Origin of the sequence: Chryseobacterium sediminis, from assembly GCF_008386505.1 — a bacterium.
Lineage (GTDB): Bacteria > Bacteroidota > Bacteroidia > Flavobacteriales > Weeksellaceae > Chryseobacterium > Chryseobacterium sediminis.
On record NZ_VUNZ01000001.1, the window covers coordinates 1,056,243 to 1,074,129 of the forward strand.

Annotated in this window: 20 protein-coding genes and 1 tRNA gene; 11 read left to right on the top strand and 10 right to left on the bottom strand. The window is 34.7% G+C overall.

Annotated elements, in window-relative coordinates; translation table 11 throughout:
* Positions 1 to 14 precede the first annotated feature (14 nt).
* The 4 genes from FW780_RS04930 to FW780_RS04945 form a co-directional block, all read right to left on the bottom strand.
* Positions 15 to 581 carry a sugar O-acetyltransferase gene (locus FW780_RS04930; RefSeq protein WP_149832469.1) on the bottom strand — a complete coding sequence of 189 codons (567 nt, stop codon included), beginning with the start codon at positions 579 to 581 and terminating at the stop codon, positions 15 to 17.
* 97 nt (positions 582 to 678) lie between these two features.
* The gene (locus FW780_RS04935) at positions 679 to 1,569 is read right to left on the bottom strand and encodes a GLPGLI family protein (protein WP_149832470.1); all 891 of its coding nucleotides are present in this window, start codon (positions 1,567 to 1,569) and stop codon (positions 679 to 681) included.
* 69 nt (positions 1,570 to 1,638) lie between these two features.
* Entirely contained in the window at positions 1,639 to 3,597 is a 1,959-nt protein-coding gene (locus tag FW780_RS04940; protein ID WP_149832471.1) for a M56 family metallopeptidase, read from the bottom strand.
* 5 nt (positions 3,598 to 3,602) lie between these two features.
* The gene (locus tag FW780_RS04945; RefSeq protein WP_047385363.1) at positions 3,603 to 3,968 is read right to left on the bottom strand and encodes a BlaI/MecI/CopY family transcriptional regulator; all 366 of its coding nucleotides are present in this window, start codon (positions 3,966 to 3,968) and stop codon (positions 3,603 to 3,605) included.
* 335 nt (positions 3,969 to 4,303) lie between these two features.
* Between FW780_RS04945 and FW780_RS04950 the strand changes: the two genes are divergently transcribed.
* Positions 4,304 to 4,885: a hypothetical protein gene (locus tag FW780_RS04950; RefSeq protein ID WP_149832472.1), complete on the top strand. Its 582-nt coding sequence runs from the start codon at positions 4,304 to 4,306 to the stop codon at positions 4,883 to 4,885.
* A 311-nt stretch (positions 4,886 to 5,196) separates the two neighbouring features.
* Here FW780_RS04950 and FW780_RS04955 read toward each other — a convergent pair whose 3' ends face one another.
* Positions 5,197 to 5,643 (bottom strand): GNAT family N-acetyltransferase, encoded by a 447-nt coding sequence (locus FW780_RS04955; protein ID WP_149832473.1) that lies wholly within the window; start codon positions 5,641 to 5,643, stop codon positions 5,197 to 5,199.
* A 177-nt stretch (positions 5,644 to 5,820) separates the two neighbouring features.
* Here FW780_RS04955 and FW780_RS04960 point away from each other — a divergent pair, with 177 nt between their 5' ends.
* Complete coding sequence (locus tag FW780_RS04960) at positions 5,821 to 6,534, top strand: 2OG-Fe(II) oxygenase (protein ID WP_149832474.1); 714 nt, start codon at positions 5,821 to 5,823, stop codon at positions 6,532 to 6,534.
* Positions 6,535 to 6,564: 30 nt separating this feature from the next.
* Complete coding sequence (locus FW780_RS04965; protein ID WP_149832475.1) at positions 6,565 to 6,819, top strand: Ada metal-binding domain-containing protein; 255 nt, start codon at positions 6,565 to 6,567, stop codon at positions 6,817 to 6,819.
* A gap of 119 nt (positions 6,820 to 6,938) precedes the next feature.
* Here FW780_RS04965 and FW780_RS04970 read toward each other — a convergent pair.
* Positions 6,939 to 7,011 (bottom strand) — tRNA-Met (locus FW780_RS04970).
* 101 nt (positions 7,012 to 7,112) lie between these two features.
* Here FW780_RS04970 and FW780_RS04975 point away from each other — a divergent pair.
* The 8 genes from FW780_RS04975 to FW780_RS05010 all read left to right on the top strand — a co-directional run bounded on the left by FW780_RS04975 (position 7,113) and on the right by FW780_RS05010 (position 14,147).
* Complete coding sequence (locus FW780_RS04975; RefSeq protein ID WP_034696488.1) at positions 7,113 to 7,724, top strand: L-threonylcarbamoyladenylate synthase; 612 nt, start codon at positions 7,113 to 7,115, stop codon at positions 7,722 to 7,724.
* A 36-nt stretch (positions 7,725 to 7,760) separates the two neighbouring features.
* On the top strand, positions 7,761 to 8,462 hold the full coding sequence (locus FW780_RS04980) for a CPBP family intramembrane glutamic endopeptidase (protein ID WP_149832476.1): 702 nt from the start codon (positions 7,761 to 7,763) through the stop codon (positions 8,460 to 8,462).
* 4 nt (positions 8,463 to 8,466) lie between these two features.
* The gene (yaaA, locus tag FW780_RS04985; RefSeq protein WP_149832477.1) at positions 8,467 to 9,225 is read left to right on the top strand and encodes a peroxide stress protein YaaA; all 759 of its coding nucleotides are present in this window, start codon (positions 8,467 to 8,469) and stop codon (positions 9,223 to 9,225) included.
* A complete protein-coding gene (prmC, locus tag FW780_RS04990; RefSeq protein ID WP_149832478.1) occupies positions 9,226 to 10,074 on the top strand; it encodes a peptide chain release factor N(5)-glutamine methyltransferase in 849 nt (282 codons plus the stop codon).
* Positions 10,075 to 10,101: 27 nt separating this feature from the next.
* Positions 10,102 to 11,115, top strand: a complete 1,014-nt coding sequence (locus FW780_RS04995; protein WP_149832479.1) for a serine hydrolase domain-containing protein — start codon at positions 10,102 to 10,104, stop codon at positions 11,113 to 11,115.
* Positions 11,116 to 11,120: 5 nt separating this feature from the next.
* Entirely contained in the window at positions 11,121 to 11,480 is a 360-nt protein-coding gene (locus FW780_RS05000; protein WP_149832480.1) for a DUF4180 domain-containing protein, read from the top strand.
* 554 nt (positions 11,481 to 12,034) lie between these two features.
* Positions 12,035 to 12,607: a hypothetical protein gene (locus tag FW780_RS05005; RefSeq protein ID WP_149832481.1), complete on the top strand. Its 573-nt coding sequence runs from the start codon at positions 12,035 to 12,037 to the stop codon at positions 12,605 to 12,607.
* Between the two features lie 7 nt (positions 12,608 to 12,614).
* The gene (locus FW780_RS05010; protein ID WP_149832482.1) at positions 12,615 to 14,147 is read left to right on the top strand and encodes an L-type lectin family protein; all 1,533 of its coding nucleotides are present in this window, start codon (positions 12,615 to 12,617) and stop codon (positions 14,145 to 14,147) included.
* A 53-nt stretch (positions 14,148 to 14,200) separates the two neighbouring features.
* On the opposite strand, the gene FW780_RS05015 is transcribed toward FW780_RS05010, so the two are convergent.
* The 4 genes from FW780_RS05015 to FW780_RS05030 all read right to left on the bottom strand — a co-directional run bounded on the left by FW780_RS05015 (position 14,201) and on the right by FW780_RS05030 (position 17,887).
* On the bottom strand, positions 14,201 to 15,223 hold the full coding sequence (locus tag FW780_RS05015; protein ID WP_241676848.1) for an NAD-dependent epimerase/dehydratase family protein: 1,023 nt from the start codon (positions 15,221 to 15,223) through the stop codon (positions 14,201 to 14,203).
* Positions 15,169 to 15,954, bottom strand: coding sequence for an SDR family NAD(P)-dependent oxidoreductase (locus FW780_RS05020; RefSeq protein WP_149832484.1), 786 nt, complete (start codon positions 15,952 to 15,954; stop codon positions 15,169 to 15,171). The genes FW780_RS05015 and FW780_RS05020 overlap by 55 nt, the downstream gene beginning before the upstream one ends.
* 159 nt (positions 15,955 to 16,113) lie before the next feature.
* Positions 16,114 to 17,202, bottom strand: a complete 1,089-nt coding sequence (locus tag FW780_RS05025; protein ID WP_149832485.1) for a helix-turn-helix domain-containing protein — start codon at positions 17,200 to 17,202, stop codon at positions 16,114 to 16,116.
* Between the two features lie 31 nt (positions 17,203 to 17,233).
* Complete coding sequence (locus FW780_RS05030; protein ID WP_149832486.1) at positions 17,234 to 17,887, bottom strand: rhomboid family intramembrane serine protease; 654 nt, start codon at positions 17,885 to 17,887, stop codon at positions 17,234 to 17,236.

Here is a 17,887-nt window from a genome sequence, read left to right on the forward strand (position 1 = left end):
TTTGATATAGTTTTTTAATTCTGTTCTGTAATTTTCTTAACAACTTTACACGGATTTCCTACAGCGACTACATGATCCGGAATATCTTTAGTAACAATACTACCAGCACCAATCACCGAGTTATTCCCAATGGAAACTCCGGGAAGCACAACGACATTTCCTCCCAGCCATACATTATCTCCTACTTTAATCGGGTTTGCATATTCCAGACCTTCATTTCTTTGTTTTGTATCAAGCGGATGACCAGCAGTATAGAAACTGCAATTGGGACCTATAAATACATTATCACCAAACTCTACTTTGGCACAATCTAAGATAACAAGGTTATGATTGGCATAGAAATTTTCTCCTACTTTTATATTGTATCCGTAATCACACCAAAAATTGGGTTCTATGCAGATATTTTCTTTAATACTTCCGATTATTCTCCGGAGCAGTTCATCTCTCCCTTCCGTATCTGAGTTTCTTAGTCCATTATATTCCTGACACAGATCTTTGCAGGCAATACGCTCCTGAATCAGTTCTTTGTCGTAATTAGCATTGTATAAAAGTCCTGCTGCACATTTTTCCTTTTCTGTCATAATATGGAATTTTAAGTCCCGGATAAAGATACACAATACAAAAAAAATACAGTAAGATTATGATAATCTTACTGTATTTTAATCAAATAGAAACTTCTTATTTAAAAAGATCCGGTTCTATTTTATTGTTATTTTTTGCCTGGTCTTCTTTTGCTCTTTTTTCGATATTTCTGTACATCTCATTGACATCAATACTTTTCCCATCCTGATTTTTCATCTGTACAACAGCTCCTGCAGGAAGAGTACTCATAGTTTGTTTCATGTCTTTTGTAGGGTCAATTAGATAATCTTTCCAGGCTTTTTTAAACTGCTTTTTGTTTATCTCTATTTCTTTCCCTCCAAAACCAATTGTCGTAAGACCTGGTATTTGAATATTTTCTTCTGACACCGCTTCCGTTTTCTTATTACCGATTAATGTCATGATATGGGAACCTGTTTTATCTTCGATTTTAACGATAAGCCCTGGCAGTCCATAAAATTTATACGGGCCATCCTGGAAAGGAATATCTGTAGAAAACCATGCCGTCCAGCTTCTACCACCAAAATTTGTGGTTGCTTTTTGTGTATTGTAATCTCCAATTTTCTGTTTTTCAGGAAGAATTTTCCATTCAGGTTTTTGGTCTTCCGGCATTTTATAGGTTGTATTTCCGATATTTTCGGAGAATGAGACATTATAATCCGGATATTTTTTCGTGACCGTTGAAGAAATCATCCCCGGCTTTATATTTCTCTTGATATTAATACTTCCTCCGAATCCACCTTTCATCTGCTTGGCGATATCAGCTTTCATTGTTGAATCTGCAACAAATTTTTCACGGCTGTAATATTTAGATCCATTTTTATCAATATCCAAAAGCATAACATCACTTTTCACATCTGCTTTATTGGTAGAATCTGAAATATATTTGTAGTCATAGAAGAATCTGTTCACTTGTGCATTCATAACTACACTTAAAAATGCTAATAAAATAAAATAACTTTTTTTCATAATTTATGTATTATTAAAATAATAAAAAGCCCTGTCAATTGAGTACTGACAAAGCTTTTTTTGGAACTTTTATTTTTTTGTCTCAATTCTTACTTCTCCTTTCTTCACCTCTCCATTCTTCTGGCTGTTGACCATTACTTTTGAAATATTGGCGGAATTCAAAGCATTAACCTCATCTTTAGAGACTTCTCTTCCATCAATATAATACTTGTATTTCAGATCATCATCTCCATTTATGCTAAACTTTTTCACTCCATTCATTGCAATGTTTCCGTTGCCGTCTTTTTTGATGAAATCAGCATGCATTACCATAACGTTAGGTGCAGAAGTTGTCATGGTAAAGTTACCCGCTCTGAAATTCTGTGCTGCTTTTTCTGCTTCTACACGTATTTTTTCGCTTTCTCTTCTTATTCTCTCCCCATCAATTCTTATGATTTCCCCTTCTTTTCTGATTCGGGCTCCTTCTGCTCTCGCCTTCTCGCCCTGTATACGAGCTATAGCACCTTCTGCTCTGGCTTTGTCGCCTTCTTTTCTGGCTTTTTCACCTTCTATTCTAGCTTTTTCACCTTCAATTCTGGCTTCCTTCATAGCTTTTCTGGCCTCTTTCATTGCCTTACGTATTTCATCTTTTTCTTTAGGGCTAAGATCCTTATAGTAGACTGTATTATTATTTTTAAAATAAACTACTTTGGGTGCTTTTGGAGCTTGAGGTTCATCCGGTGCATCAGGCGGTGACGGTGCAGGAAGAATTGACACTTTTCCTACCATCTTAGCAGCCTCTCTCCCTGCTTTTTTAGCCTCTCTTTTTATTTTACGAATTTCTTTTTTATCAAGAGGATCCATATTTTCAAGTTCCTTCATCTGATTTTTCCATTCAGCAGAATTGAAATATTCATCCACTTTAACATTGGCAGCTATCTCTCCTATCTCTGAAGCAAGAGTACTTATTTCTTCAATTTTATCACTGAAGGCATCACTTTCCGGATCCAGTCCTTTCAGCTCTTTCTCTTTTTCTTTTATCTTTTTCTCAAGCTCAGCCACTTTTGTATGATCTTCCGGTGAGATAGGTTTCAGATCCGTAATTTTTTCCTGACCCGATGGTCTTACTGTATCTTTTTTGATTTCTGAAACTACTTTTTTTATGGAAAGATTGGTTTCTTCAATTTCTCTGTTCTTCGCATTTACCAGATAAGCAAAAGCTACGGTAAATACTACCGGCAATGCAAGAATTCTTCGCGCATATCCGAACTTGGTTTTTGGTTTTTGTAACATTTTAAGTCTTTTTTTAAGGTTTGAACTTAGAAACGGACTGGCAGCAGGCAACTGTGTTCCGGAAAAGTGGCTTGCTAAAAGCATCTGCGCAAATGCTTTGGTGTCCGATTGTTGTACGGCTTTTTTATCAGCCAGGTACTCGTGGATGAGATTAATTTCTTTTTTGATGATATGAAAAAACGGATTGAACCAGAAAACAGAAGTAATAATCTCGATAAAGATCTTATCAAATGAATGTTTCTGCTCAATATGTACCATCTCATGCTTTAAAATCTGTTTCCCGATATCAGAATGCAGTGTAATGGCATTCTTCCAGAAAAGGTTCTTAAAGTATGAAAACGGAGCTTCGCTAAGGTCTGTACGGTAAAAGTTGATCCCGTCAAAACTCTCTTTCTGAAACTGTTTTTTAAACTGCTGGATTTTGAAAATCCCGTAGATAAGCTTCCCTAAAAAATAGAGAGAAACCAGTCCCAGAGCTGAAAAAATAATGTTAAAATAAAGGTTACCATTGTTTATATTTTTTTCTGAATTAAAATTCTGAATCTTATCAAGAAGCATATACATATCATTATTTACCTCTATCGTAAAATCATCTACTTTGATGAGTGGCAGCAGCAGTGATATCACAATTGCGGCCAACAGATAAAATCTGTTATAATGATGGAATGTCTTGTCTTTTAATGACAACTGATAATACAAAAATGTTACACCCGAACATAAAATTGTTTTCCCAAAGTATAAAAGTATGGCTTCCATAGGTACTAGTCTTTGTTTTTGAGTTCATCCAATAACATCTCAAGATCTTCTACTGTCATTTCGTTTTTTTCTACCAGAAACGATACGGCACTTTTGTAGGATCCTTTAAAATAGTTTTTCACAAGACTTTTCATGGTCTTTCCGGAATACTGTTCTTTTGAAACCAACGGAAAATACTCATGCTGTCTTCCATGTACACGATAGTCTACAAATTCTTTGTCTTTCAATACTTTTAAAATGGTGGAGACCGTATTGGTATGCGGTTTCGGATCCGGAAAAAGATCAAGAACATCCTTTAGAAATCCTTTTTCTATTTTCCATAAATACTGCATTACCTGCTCTTCTGCTTTTGTTAAAGTCTGAATTTTCATATCCTGTTCATTTATCAATTATCGTGATATAAAGTCATCCAATTCTATATCACTAAGAAATTAGTTATACAAATGTAGAAATAAAAATGAATCAAACAACTATTTTTTTAGTGATAAACATAGACTGCAATTTAACCAACTGTAAATCAATCAAATAAAATTAGTTAAAATATATTAATTTTTTAAAGGAGTGAAATCTTCACCTGCTTAATCCACAGAAAAAGAGTCATTTCAGGTATAAATTCTTAAAACTTGTTAAATTTTATTAAATAAAATTAAAATGTATTTGTTTTAACCGGGAAATTATATTTATTTTAGTGCTTTAAAAATTTCTCATGAAAAGATATAATTTATTGATTGTACTATTACTGCTTATTTTTAACGTTACTACAGCACAAAAGAAGGGTTCTCCTGCTGCTGATCTCAGTATATTAAAGGATACAAAATCAAAAATCGAAGCTACTGTTCCCTTGGTGATTCAACATCTTCAGACCATTGCTACTAAAGAAGGAGATAACAATATTGTCAACAACGGAAAAATTGCTTTAGGCAGAGAATATGGTATTTTGGAATCTGAATGGTTTTTATACAGAAACAATATGAAAAACTGTATTCTGAACAACTCTTCCAAAAAAGCAAAGAAATGTATGGAATATCATAACAATATGATGAGAGGTACAATGATCAATTATAACAATTATATTACCAATCTTACAAGAAAGAATGGCTATCTGGGAGTTGAAGGTGATACTAAATTTGATTTTAAGCCTGCTGATATCTCTACAAAACTAAGTGAAGCTTACTTCAATGCCAATGATGCTGCAGGAAGAATGAAAGCAGATCAGAAAAGAGACTTTTTGGGACAGACAATGTCTGATGACAACAAGCTTACTCCCTACGCTCAATTAGCTCAATAATATTTAAGTCCTATTCAAAAATATAAAAAAGAGAACTGCAATTGCGGTTCTCTTTTTTTATTCAAAAGCAAAAAATCTCCGCCGGAAAAAGCAGTTTTGTGGTACTAATCATAAAACTTGGGGAAAAAGTAGAAAATTCGGCAGAGATTTTTTTGCATACACTCTACAGATCAACTGTCCTACCCATGATCTGTAAGAGTATTACAAAAATAGGACTATGCCCTCTACTGACGGGAGAATACCTGTAGAATTAAATGTCCAGAATTGTAGAAGTAATACTACTTTCTAAAAATGGTTTACAACTTTCATATCTACTTCCACCAATGGTAGTAATTGTGCTGGCCGTCATATTCAAATCCGCAACGCGGATATAACGTATTTCCGATATCATTTGTTTTTTCTGTTTCAAGCATCAATCCGCATGCTCCTGTTTCTTTACACCATTGTTTACTACGATCAATTAATGCTACAGAAAGACCTTTTCCTCTGTAATCCGGATGAACAAACAAATCGCTTAGCAGCCATTGTTTCTGTAGTTTGGTATAATGAAATAGCTTATAAAGCTGTACAAACCCCACAGCCCTTCCTTCAGCTATCACAAGAAAGATATCCGATTCACTGTTTAAAAACCGTTCCTTTAGAAAAGCTTTTCCTTTTTCAATGTCTGATTCCTGTCTGTAAAAAACACGGTAAAGATTGAATAATTCTGCCGTTTCATCAAGATCCTCAAGGCTAGCCTTTTTAATAATGTAATTCATTGTTATTTATTTTAGTTAACAAGGCAAAAGTAGCCTTAAACAGGACTATCCCAGAGATCCAGATTAATATTATACAGATAGTCCAGTAGATATATTCATTATAAAAAGATAAATATCGCATGTTTCGGATTTTCTCATTCTGGACAACTTCAGAATTTTGCAGTATAAAATCAACCAATGAAAGATATCATTCATAAAATTAAAAACACAGATTGGCAGCATCTTACGGAAACAATGCATGAAAACGGATATGCAATAGTTTCTAACCTGTTATCAGATGAAGAATGTGAAATATTAAAATCAGACTATGAACATTCTTCTCTGTACCGAAAAACAGTGGTCATGGCAAGACATCGTTTTGGTCTTGGTGAATATAAATATTTTGATTATCCGCTTCCTGAAATTATTCAGACCATACGAACGGGTATTTATCCGTATCTGGCTCCTATTGCCAATTCATGGTTTAAAGCCTTACACATTGATACTCAATTTCCCTTAGATCATCAGAAATTTTTACAACAATGCCATACTAACGGCCAGCAGAAAGCAACTGCTTTAATTTTGAAATATAAAGAAGGTGGTTTTAATACTTTGCATCAGGATTTGTATGGCGAGGTGTACTTTCCTATCCAAATTGTATTAATGCTCAGCGAACCTGACAAAGATTTTACAGGTGGGGAATTTGTGCTTACTCAGCAGATTCCGAGGGCACAGTCTAAAGCGATTGTGCTAAAACCTAAAAAAGGAGATGTACTCATTTTCACGACTCAGTTTAAGCCGGAAAAAGGAACCAAAGGCTATTACAGACTCAATATGAAACATGGAATAAGCGAAGTGAGAGAAGGAAACCGATATGCTTTGGGAATTATTTTCCATGATGCATCAAATTAATCATTGAACATTATCTCATTACTAAACACCATGATTCAGCATTCCCAACTATCAGCCAAAAGCTTAAGAAGTAAAATCCATAGCCGGGATATTCTTTTCGGAGGAAATAAAAAACTGAAAATCTACGGATTGCTTAATTGCAGCTCAGGAAAAAGAATGAAAATAGAAAACAGAATTTTCTTTAAGGATGAAAATGAAGCTTTACAAAACAACTACCGTCCCTGTGGACATTGTATGAGAGCAGCATATAAGCAATGGAAAAAATCTTCATTTATTATCTCATAAAATTTTGCGTACCCCACATTAGAAAACCTGTATTTATTCTAACCTGAGATTGATTCACTTTGTTGGCAATGACAGAATAAAAAAAAGAGAAGCAATAATATATTGCTTCTCTCGTTTAGTAGCGGGAACCGGACTCGAACCGATGACCTTCGGGTTATGAGCCCGACGAGCTACCTACTGCTCCATCCCGCGATATTGGATTGCAAAGGTACGAATATTTTTTACAAATCCTAATTTTTCTTTTAAATAAAGGACTTTTATGAAAACTATTTTATTATTTGTATCTTTGTTTTATGGCAAAAATATTAAAAATTTACCCAGATAACCCACAGGAAAATCTTGTGAATGAGGTTATTAAAACTCTCAATAATGGCGGACTGATTATCTATCCATCTGATACGATATATGCTTTAGGCTGTAATATTTTTGATATAAAAGCCATGGAAAAGCTGGCTCAGCTCAAAAAAATGAAACTTGAGAAGTCAAAATTCTCAATTATCTGCAATGATCTCAGCCATCTTTCTGACTTTACAAGACCTATTGATACCTCGGTTTTCAGATTTCTGAAAAGTCATCTTCCCGGGCCATTCACTTTTATCCTTGAAGCGAATAAAAGTTTACCCTTAGCGTATAAAGGTCATAAAACAATTGGTATCCGTGTTCCGGATCACCCGATTCCGCAACTGATTGTTGAAAAACTGGGACACCCTATTGCTTCCACATCCATTAAGGATGATGATGAAATCATTGAATATTCCACAGATCCGGAGCTTATTGCTGAAAAATATGATCATTTGGTAGATATCGTTATTGATTCAGGATATGGAGATAATGTGGCATCCACTATTGTAGACCTTACTTCCGGAGAACCGGAGATTATCCGTCAGGGAAAAGGAATTATTTAATTCAAATGTAAAGTTCAAGGTTTAGGGTTATTGGTTATGGGGGTTAATGGGAAATATTCTATAGGAATTTTACTCACTTTTGTTCTTTTGGCTGCGGCAATGCTTTATTCTTTCCCTGTTATCACCCTGATTACAGGAATAAGAGGAATTACTGCGGACAGCTTTTTTACCAGCAGGATTATAATCTGGATTGTTTTGATCATCATATTTCTATACAATATGATCATTGAGAAAGGTCCATTTTTATTAAAAAAAGAAACTTCATACTCTACCTTATTTTATGGTAAAGCAGTTTTGAGCTTATATTTCATCTGTATCATTGGTGGAGCAGTTCTGAACGCAATAATTCTGTTTTTTGTCCCTGAAAAAATAAGTGATAAACTCCTTAATCTTGTACCTGTTTTTAAGCACAATTATTTCTTAATTATGGTCACATGTCTTACGGCTGCCGTTGTAGAAGAATTTCTGATGCGGGGCTATATACAGCCCAGGGTTGAAAAAATTTATAATAATCCGACTTTAGGAATTATTATTTCAGCTGTCTTATTTGGAATTCTGCACAGCACTTACGGTACCATAGGTCAGGTTCTCGGACCTTTCTTTATTGGAATTGTTTTTGCCCTGTTTTATAAACGCTATTCAAATATTAAAATTCTGATCATCTGTCATTTTATGATTGATTTTATCTCTCTGATGGCTCTGAATTTTATCGATATTAAACATTTATCTGTATTTTAACATTATGAAAATTATAACATCTCCTGCAAAATTAATGAACGTAGAAAACTCAACAGATCTGTTGAAATCTTCTACCCCAAGATTTATTGAAGAAGCAGCATTTATACAGTCTTATTTAAAAGAAAAATCACCAAAATACCTTTCCGAGCTGATGGAAATATCACCCAAACTGGCTGATGAAAACTGGGAAAGAAATCAAAAATGGAAATCCAAACCTACTGCAAAAGAATCTGCTCCAGCCATGTTTGCTTTTACAGGAGAAGTTTATAGAGGTCTGGATGCCAAAACGCTGGATAAAAATGCGGTAGATTACCTGCAGAAAAACTACAGAATGCTTTCCGGGCTTTATGGTCTTCTGAAACCATCTGATAAAGTGATGCTTTACAGGCTGGAAATGGGACGTCCTTTTGAATTTGAACAGTACAAAAATCTGTATGGATTCTGGAGAGAAAAGATTACAGAACAATTGAATTCTGAAATGAAAAAAGGAGAAATACTTCTTCACCTTGCCAGCAATGAATATGGAAAAGTAATCGACAGAAAAAAACTGAACCACAAAGTGATCGATTTTGATTTTTATGAATTAAAAGACGGAAAACTGAAAACCATTGTGGTATACACCAAGCATGCAAGAGGTCTTGTGGTAAGATTTTGTGCTGAAACTAACGCCAAAACGCTGGAAGATGTAAAAGCATTCAACTATGAAGGTTACAGAATTGATGAAGAAAAGTCTACAGATACTAAACTGGTTTTTACAAGATAAATGACAATTTCAGCATTTAAAAAATATTTCAAAACAGAACTTTCCGATCTTTATACTGAGTCGGAAAGTGTTTTTTTATCTTCCCTATTTATTCACCAGATTGTAGGTTTTGATCATTTTCAGCAGAGAAGATTTTCAGAGCAGGAACTTCTGATAGACGATGAAGAAAAACTTTGTCATTTAGTTGCAGAACTTAAAACCGGAAGACCTTATCAGCAGATTCTGGGAGAAACTGAGTTTTATGGAATGATGTTCTTTGTAGATGAAAATGTACTGATTCCCCGCCCTGAAACAGAAGAACTGCTGGAGATCGCTATCAGAGAGATTCAACGTTTGAAGTTTACTATTCAAGGTTTAAAGATTTTGGACATAGGAACCGGAAGCGGAGTAATTCCTTTAGTTTTAAAGAAACATTTTCCTGAAGCTGTAGTTTCATCAATAGATTTTTCTGAAAAAGCATTGAAGACCGCCCAAAGAAATGCCGATTACCATCAGTTGGAAATACAATTCATTCATGCTGATTATCTGAATTTTGAGCTTGCTGAAAGTTTTGATATCATTATTTCAAACCCTCCGTATATAGGTATTGAAGAAGAGATTGAAATTGCAGACTCTGTGAAAGAATTTGAACCTAAAATGGCCCTTTTCTCCCCTACTTCCGATGCTTTGATCTTTTACAAAAAAATAGCAGAAGATGCTAAAAAGCACCTGAATGAAAACGGGCTTTTGTTCTTAGAAATCAATCAGAAATTAGGTCCGGAAACGCTGGAACTGTATCAATATTTCTCTAACGCTCAATTATTGAAGGATTTATCGGAAAATGACAGGTTTATTTATGGAAGAAAATAAGTAATTTAGCTTCCAGACATCTAACCTATGAAAACTATGATATGGAATGCCTTGCTTGGCATTTCGCTGATTCTGCAATTAATATCCTGTAAACAGCATCCTCAGGATGTTGTGAATAAGTATTATAAGAAAGGAGAGTTCAACGGCTCTGTTCTGATCGTGAAAAACGGCCGTGTTGTATGTGATACGGCTCTGGGCTTCCGTAATATTGAAAAAGGACTTCAATCTGATAAAAATACTTCTTTTTATATTGCCTCTCTCAGCAAGCCTTTTACTGCTGCAGCGATTATGATTTTACAGCAAAAAGGTTTATTAAAGCTTGATGATAAGGCATCTCAATTTATTGAACTCCCTGCATATGCTAAAAATATCACTATCAGGCAGCTTTTGCACCATACATCGGGAATCAGTGATTATGAGAGTTTATTTTCAAAAAAAGGATTGACTAACAAAGATGTGATTGACTGGCTGTTTAGTCTTAAAAACCTTGATTTCATTCCAGACAGCAGGTTTAAATACAGCAACAGTGGCTATATCATTCTTTCTCAGATCATTGAAAAAGTTTCAGGAAAATCTTACCGTACTTTGATCAATGATCAGATTATCATTCCTTTGAAAATGAACAATACTTATGTGTATGAATCTTCTGCAATTATTCAAAATAAGGCATTGGGATATAATCAACAGAAGAATCCTGATGATTATTCAATTTTAACAACAGGTGACGGCGGAATTTATTCTACGCCTGAAGATCTGTTTAAATTTGATCAGGCCCTGCGGAATTATACCTTGATCAGCAAAGAAAATACAGCTCTTATGTTTACTCCCGCAAAACTCTCCGACGGCCAGATTTCAAACTACGGATTTGCCTGGTTTATAGAAGATGAAAAAACGGCAATGCATACAGGCGGGCTGAATGGTTTTAAAGCATTATTCTGGAGAGATCTGCAGCATAACAGCTGTATTATAGCATTGACCAATCAGGGAGAAGCGTTCCCTTTGGGTAACTTTTTAAATGATATTAAAAAAACAATTCAATAAGGAAAATGATTATTCAATCTCACGAAATTAATACGATAAAAATTGCAGAAGTTATTTCTGATACCATGATCATCCAATCTGCACAAGACGGACTGGATCTTATGGGGAATGTCTATTATCAGGATTTTGACAAAGTTATTCTTTATGAAAAAAACATCACTCCTGAATTCTTCGATTTAAAAACAAAAATAGCAGGTGAAATTCTTCAAAAATTTTCAAACTACCGTATCGGACTGGCTATTGTAGGTGATTTTGACAAATATGAGAGTAAAAGCCTGAAGGACTTTATTTTTGAAAGCAACAAAACAAAACATGTAAATTTTCTGAAATCACTGGAAAATGCATTAGATCATTTATCAAAATAAATTCTTTTTCAGCTGATTACGTCCAAAATATGCCACTTATCATTTTTTTTAACATCTATAACTTTTTAAAAAACAGCATGTTTCAGAAAAATATGGTGATTGAATAGTAAAAATAATCTATTTATATTATCATATTCGTAAAAAAATTAATTCAATAAGCGATGATTTAACTAAAAACAAAGTTAAATTAAAATTAATCTCATAAAACACACATAATTAGTAGTTTATTCGTATATTTGCAAAAACACAAGGGATTATGAATTTTACTATTCTAAAAGCTTATATTATATATAATAAGGCTACTTAATTTAACTCAATTCTCTTTTTTGACTCTTTCAGATAAAACATAGATGGCCTCTATGGCACATGCTTGTTGTATCTGTTATTTTGGAAACTCAAGTCTCCTCATACTATTTTATGAGTATAATCCATTGTTTGGATGAATTACAGGAGTATTTATTTCCAATATGAATTAAGCTGACAGGAAAGTATTTTCATAAAAACACAACACAAAAAAACATATAATACACAGATAAAAAATTATTAAAGACATCATGATTAAAAAATTATTTCTACCAATCGTTTTAGTAAGTTCGTTATCATTCGCCCAAGTAGGGATCAACACACCCACACCTGATGAAAGCGCGATTCTGGATGTTTACAGTCAAAATAAAGGGATGCTGATCCCAAGGCTTACTACTGCAAAGAGAGATGCCATTTCTAATCCGGCCAACTCACTTCTTATTTATGATACGGATAAAAAATGTTTAAGCCAGAATATTGGAACACCTACCAAACCAGATTGGTTATGCATCAGCAGCAATGCTGTAAAAATGTTTTACATGCCTAGTGTTTCTTTTGACACTTCTGCCAATGCCCTTGGAAGAACTAAAGATTTATATACATTGTATAAAACACAGTTCGGGTCTCCCAAAGCGAAGAGTACCAGTGCTCCTGCCTCTATTCCTTTTTTCCCGTCAAGCAAAGACCTTTATTATTATGTAACAGATGCTGATCCTAATGTATTCAATAATATTTCTATTTCTGATGACGGTGTAATGACATATGATGTAAAAGCAGCTGCAACAGACTGTTCTTTTATCAATATCGTTTTTGTTGTTAAATAATTGAGTTATGATAAAAAATACTCGAATTAACAGAAACAAAAGACTTTTGTTTATTTTCTCATCGTTTATTTTCTCCCAAAGCATTCAGGCGCAGAATCAGCAGGGAACCGGATATCCGTATTTTGTCAACTTTACACAGGGGTTACAGCCTCAGGAAGCCTATAAAGTAGCCACCAGCGGAGTCCAGAATGATGCCACCTTTACCACAGACGGATTGAGGCTTACCCGAAGTGTGAACAATATTTCGGGAGGTGTGATACTCGCTGATAAGATATTCAAAAGTGACCAGGGAATTAAGTTTGAATTTGAATTTGCCATTTATGGAGGAAATACTAACGGAGGAGATGGTATCTCCATATTCTTAGTAGATGGATCTATTCCTAAAGACCAACTTAATCTGGGATACTTTGGTGGCGGATTAGGATATAGTTTTGTACGTGGAGGCGAATCCACGGAAGGGTTAAGAGGCGCTTATCTAGGGATAGGATTAGATGAATTCGGAAATTTCAAAACAAGCTTTAACCAGGGTGAAAGAGTCAGAAACGGAATTTTTGGGGTAACATTAGCTGATGGACGAAATAATGTTTCTTTAAGAGGAAAACGTGGAAATCAGTACCTTTCATCATCTGAACCTGCAGGATACAATGGTTATCCGTTGCTTTACAGTACCGCAACCAATGCATCTCCTTCCAGCAACAACCGGTCTGCTTATCTGAATACCACGACAGGAAAATATATTGGTATTCAAAACCCGAATCTTAAGCAGTTCAGCATTGAAAGTGGAGGAACTACAATTCCTCAGAATGAAAATGACGCCAGATTCCGTAAAGCTTATGTTACATTGATTCCCAATCCTTCCGGAGGTTACAATATAACACTGGAAATACAACATGGAAATGTGAAAGAAACAGTGATTGATAATTATTATTATCCAACATCCCTGAAATATACAGAGACTACAATATCTAACAGTACGGTAAGAACTCTGGACACTTCACCTCCTGCTACTTTCAGAATTGGTTTTGCGGCTTCTACCGGAGCTGCTAAAAATATACATTTATTGAAAAATTTAGGGGTAACAAGACCTTATGCTGCGGAGGTAACGGATGATCTGTTTGCAGGATGCCCGGGCATAAAATCAACGTATTCTCCTTTACTCAATGATGCGGCTTATAGCGGTCAGAACCCGCCAACGCTTTCTTATAATAATCTGGATTTTAATTCATTCCGATTTTTGGACATCAATGGCAGTGTAATCCCGAATATCGTAAATGGCACTTATACAAGCAATGAAGGTACTTGGGTCTATTCTTATGCTACGGGAAAACTTTCTTTCAGGCCTGCAATCGGATTTACCGGAACTGCACAGATAAAATATGATATCAAAGGCGGAGGAAGCAATGGTACTGAAGCTCCTTATAATCTTGAAGAATACAGATCAATGCCTGCATTGATACAAGTGAATGTTTCAAGTTCAAATAACTGCAGCAAAGCCTGTGTGATTTCTAATAAAAATGTAACTCAGAAAATAACACGATAAATTGAAAACCAGCATTAAAAAGCTGGTTTTTTTATGATTTGCAGTATTAAAAATTACTGTGTATTATTTTTATCAAAATACTGAATTGCATCTTCTATCGCTTTATCCACAGACTGGTAGTGAAGTCCTAGTTCATTGACCGATTTCTGATTAGAATAATAATTACAAATCTGAAGTGCTTTCATATTGGAAGCACTGAGATTTGTTTTTATCTTTAATGTTCTTAATCCCTCTCCTATCAATCCCAAAAAATTCAACAACCCGTTTGGAATAGCTATCATGACCGGATTTTGATGGGTAATCCTGTTTATTTTCTTAAAAAATTCTTTGTAGCTTATGTTTTCATTAGCTAAAAGGTATTTTTCACCATTTCTTCCTTTTTCAACACCACTTAATATCCCAGTGGCTGCATCTTCCACATGTACAAAATTCTTTCCTCCTTTCGGATAGAATATTATTCTCTTTTTCCAGGCCCAGAAGATGATTTTCCCGGAACTGGGTTTACTGTCATAGGCTCCGATCATAAAGGTGGGATTAACAATAACCACTTTTGTATTTTTACGGTACTTTAAAAGGTAATCTTCAGCTTCAAGTTTACTTTGAGCATATAATGAATGAGTAAAGGGATAAAGTTGCAACGATTTTTCATTTCCACTGAAAGCTGTATTTCCATAGCCTAAGGTGTTTGCTGTGCTTACAAATAAAAACTTTTTCACACCCATTAATTCTGCCTGGGTAAACAGGTTTATGGTTGTCTCATAATTCACTTTTCTGTATTCATCATAGCTTATGAGATTCTGGCGTGTTTCCGCAGCAATATGAATGATACAGTCAAGTTCTTTGAGCAATAATGAAAGATCGGATGAAAGATCTGCTTCCACCAGTTTCAGATTTTCGTTTTCTTCACTCAGCCAGCTGCTTCTTTGGCGCACCAGAGCAATAACAGAATAACCATTTTGTAATAATTTAAGGATAACATTAGTTCCCAGAAGCCCTGTTGCTCCGGTGACACCTACTTTTTTCATGCTTCGATTTCTCTTTTTATAGCCTGGGTCATCAATGGCAGTTTGATCCATATGGGTAAAATTTTCATTATCAGCCAGCTGATTGGGTTCACCATAATTACGGAATCTTTTTTAAATAGCTGATGAATACAGTAAGAAGCTACTTTATCAGGATTTAAAAGCGTTAATCTTCCCATAAACCCCTGCTTTTCTATTCTTTTGCATACATCGGTATTGGTTTTCATTGCTCCGGGATTGACAACGCTTACAAAAACATTTGTATCCTTCAACTCTTCATGCAGACCTCTGGAAAATGAATGAATAAAACTTTTAGATGCGGGATATACTGTTTTGAAACCTATCGGAGAGAAAGCAGCCATACTTGAAACATTAAGAATATAAGCTTTAGGCTGTCTTAAAAGATTGGGAAGCAACTGGTGGGTAATCAGGGAAGTTGCCGCAACGTTGACCTGCAAAATGGTATTGATATAATCAGATGATGCTTCTGTAAATTTTTTGGTCCCCCCAAGTCCTGCATTATTGATCAGGATGTGAATTTCAAAAGAGCTGTTGAGCCATTTTGTAAGTTTCATGACATTTTCGTTGACAGAAAGATCTGTCTCATAATAATGGGTTTTTATTTCATACTGTCTCTCAAGCTCACTGGAAAGTTCTTTGAGATTCTGATCCGGTAGACTTATAAGAATGACGTTGATCTTTTTTCTGGCCAGATGTTCAGCAAATGCTTTGCCCAGTCCCTGGCTTGCTCCTGTGACTACTGCATATGATTCTTTGGTATCCATACGTTTAAATTTTACAGGACAAAGCTATGCCGGAAAAGCACCTTTAATGTTCAGGATTATCTGAACGAACCGATTTTAAACAAGGAAAAACAAAACATACAATCAATTATAAATCAAATCATTAAATACAAAAAAAAGTAAAAGTTTATAACTCGGAACTTATTTTTTGAATTCAGAAGGAGTTTGTCCGGTCACTTTTTTAAAGGTGGTATTAAAAGAGGTTTTGGAATTGAACCCAGATTCGTAAGCAATTCCCAGAATGGATAATTTGCTGTCTGATTTTTTCAGAAGTATTTTGGCATATTCAACCCTGAATTCATTGACATATTGGAAGAAATTTTTCTCAAAACCTGTATTGATCACATAGGACAAATGATGGGTAGACACGGAAAGCATTTCTGCCAGCCTGATCAGATTCAGTTCACTATCAAGATAAGGTTTTTGTGTTTCCATAAGATTTTCAAGAGAGGATTTAATCTTCATCAATTCTTCATCCGAGATCAGTTTTCTCTTTACTTCTTCCGAGCCGGAATCTTCATCAATAGAAATAAGTTCTTCTCTCTGTTTTTCTTCTAAAGGATAAATTTCTCTTTGTTTCAGGGAATAATATCCTACCCAGTATACCACAAGTAAAAAGACTGTATTGATAAAGAAGTTGAGTGATTTTGGATCGTAAAACAGATTATAAATAATATAAATAATGTTTACGATAAGCATTACCAGAATAATATATTCCAACCAGTTCAGATTGATCCCTTCCGTATTGGACGAAAACTGTTGAATTCTCTTTTGATGTTTTCTGATCGTAATGTAGGAAAGTAAGGTATAGAAAAGAGCCTGAATCAGAATCAAAATAATACTGATATATTCAAATGGTTTCTTATAGCCTAATGCCACCAGTATAAGACATCCCAAAAAGGCTGCTGGAAGTAATAAAAACTTTACAGCATTAGTTTTGAAAGTAAAAGAAGGATTGGTATAGAACAGTACACTAAAGTAAAAAACAATGGGTGTAAAAAACTGAATACATCTCACAAAGAACAAGGAATGTACCTCCACTACTGAGCCTGTAATCAGAAATAAAACTTCATCCAGCCAAAAGGTAGACCACAGAAACAGAAATATCCCGAACCATAGATTGGCTTTATGATTTACTTTTAAAGGATTAGCCAGCTTTAACAGAGAAAGCAAAACCAATGAACCATAGATAAGTATCACGATGAAACTGTTTAACTCTGATGTGTTCATTGGTTTTGATATTTTAATTAAAAATAGTCTTTTATCCTATTCGTTTCCTTACAAAAATTTCATATCCTAAATAAATAAGCGGAAGTGACATGATTCCTATATAAATTCCATTATGCATTGCGTGTTCAGGTGCATTAATCACAGCATATATTAATCCCAGAAAAGCTCCTCCTAAATGAGCTGCATGCCCGATATTATCATGGGCTCTCGGATTCAGCATCATATATACGGAATATCCAAAATATATCAGTCCGAAAATGTATCCCGGAATACCAATCGGAATAAAGAAAAGATAGATATCGAGATCGGGAATCAATGCTATGGAAGCAAAAAGAATTCCTGAAACTCCCCCACTGGCTCCTACTGCAGAATACCATGGCTGCTTTTGGTAAATGTATAATGAAAGAAAGTTACCCAGTAATATTGCTCCCAGATATACAATAACAAAGCCTATATTTCCAAACCCCTGAATTACAATAGGTGCAAAGAAATACAGTGTAAGCATATTAAACACCAGGTGCATGATATCAGCATGTAAAAATCCTGATGAAAGCAACCGGATATATTCTTTTCTCTGAAGAATAGCACCTACACTAAATTTATATTTTTCAGTAATGGCCGGATTATTAAAAGCTACAAAACTAATAATAGCCGTTATTGCAATAAATAATATTAAAATATTCAT

Excerpts from the sequence above, each read along its gene's own strand:
- FW780_RS04930 (WP_149832469.1), bottom strand. The coding sequence starts at position 581 with ATGACAGAAAAGGAAAAATGTGCAGCAGGACTTTTATACAATGCTAAT.
- FW780_RS04935 (WP_149832470.1), bottom strand. The coding sequence starts at position 1,569 with ATGAAAAAAAGTTATTTTATTTTATTAGCATTTTTAAGTGTAGTTATG.
- FW780_RS04940 (WP_149832471.1), bottom strand. The coding sequence starts at position 3,597 with ATGGAAGCCATACTTTTATACTTTGGGAAAACAATTTTATGTTCGGGT.
- FW780_RS04945 (WP_047385363.1), bottom strand. The coding sequence starts at position 3,968 with ATGAAAATTCAGACTTTAACAAAAGCAGAAGAGCAGGTAATGCAGTAT.
- FW780_RS04950 (WP_149832472.1), top strand. The coding sequence starts at position 4,304 with ATGAAAAGATATAATTTATTGATTGTACTATTACTGCTTATTTTTAAC.
- FW780_RS04955 (WP_149832473.1), bottom strand. The coding sequence starts at position 5,643 with ATGAATTACATTATTAAAAAGGCTAGCCTTGAGGATCTTGATGAAACG.
- FW780_RS04960 (WP_149832474.1), top strand. The coding sequence starts at position 5,821 with ATGAAAGATATCATTCATAAAATTAAAAACACAGATTGGCAGCATCTT.
- FW780_RS04965 (WP_149832475.1), top strand. The coding sequence starts at position 6,565 with ATGATTCAGCATTCCCAACTATCAGCCAAAAGCTTAAGAAGTAAAATC.
- FW780_RS04975 (WP_034696488.1), top strand. The coding sequence starts at position 7,113 with ATGGCAAAAATATTAAAAATTTACCCAGATAACCCACAGGAAAATCTT.
- FW780_RS04980 (WP_149832476.1), top strand. The coding sequence starts at position 7,761 with ATGGGGGTTAATGGGAAATATTCTATAGGAATTTTACTCACTTTTGTT.
- yaaA (WP_149832477.1), top strand. The coding sequence starts at position 8,467 with ATGAAAATTATAACATCTCCTGCAAAATTAATGAACGTAGAAAACTCA.
- prmC (WP_149832478.1), top strand. The coding sequence starts at position 9,226 with ATGACAATTTCAGCATTTAAAAAATATTTCAAAACAGAACTTTCCGAT.
- FW780_RS04995 (WP_149832479.1), top strand. The coding sequence starts at position 10,102 with ATGAAAACTATGATATGGAATGCCTTGCTTGGCATTTCGCTGATTCTG.
- FW780_RS05000 (WP_149832480.1), top strand. The coding sequence starts at position 11,121 with ATGATTATTCAATCTCACGAAATTAATACGATAAAAATTGCAGAAGTT.
- FW780_RS05005 (WP_149832481.1), top strand. The coding sequence starts at position 12,035 with ATGATTAAAAAATTATTTCTACCAATCGTTTTAGTAAGTTCGTTATCA.
- FW780_RS05010 (WP_149832482.1), top strand. The coding sequence starts at position 12,615 with ATGATAAAAAATACTCGAATTAACAGAAACAAAAGACTTTTGTTTATT.
- FW780_RS05015 (WP_241676848.1), bottom strand. The coding sequence starts at position 15,223 with ATGGATCAAACTGCCATTGATGACCCAGGCTATAAAAAGAGAAATCGA.
- FW780_RS05020 (WP_149832484.1), bottom strand. The coding sequence starts at position 15,954 with ATGGATACCAAAGAATCATATGCAGTAGTCACAGGAGCAAGCCAGGGA.
- FW780_RS05025 (WP_149832485.1), bottom strand. The coding sequence starts at position 17,202 with ATGAACACATCAGAGTTAAACAGTTTCATCGTGATACTTATCTATGGT.
- FW780_RS05030 (WP_149832486.1), bottom strand. The coding sequence starts at position 17,887 with ATGAATATTTTAATATTATTTATTGCAATAACGGCTATTATTAGTTTT.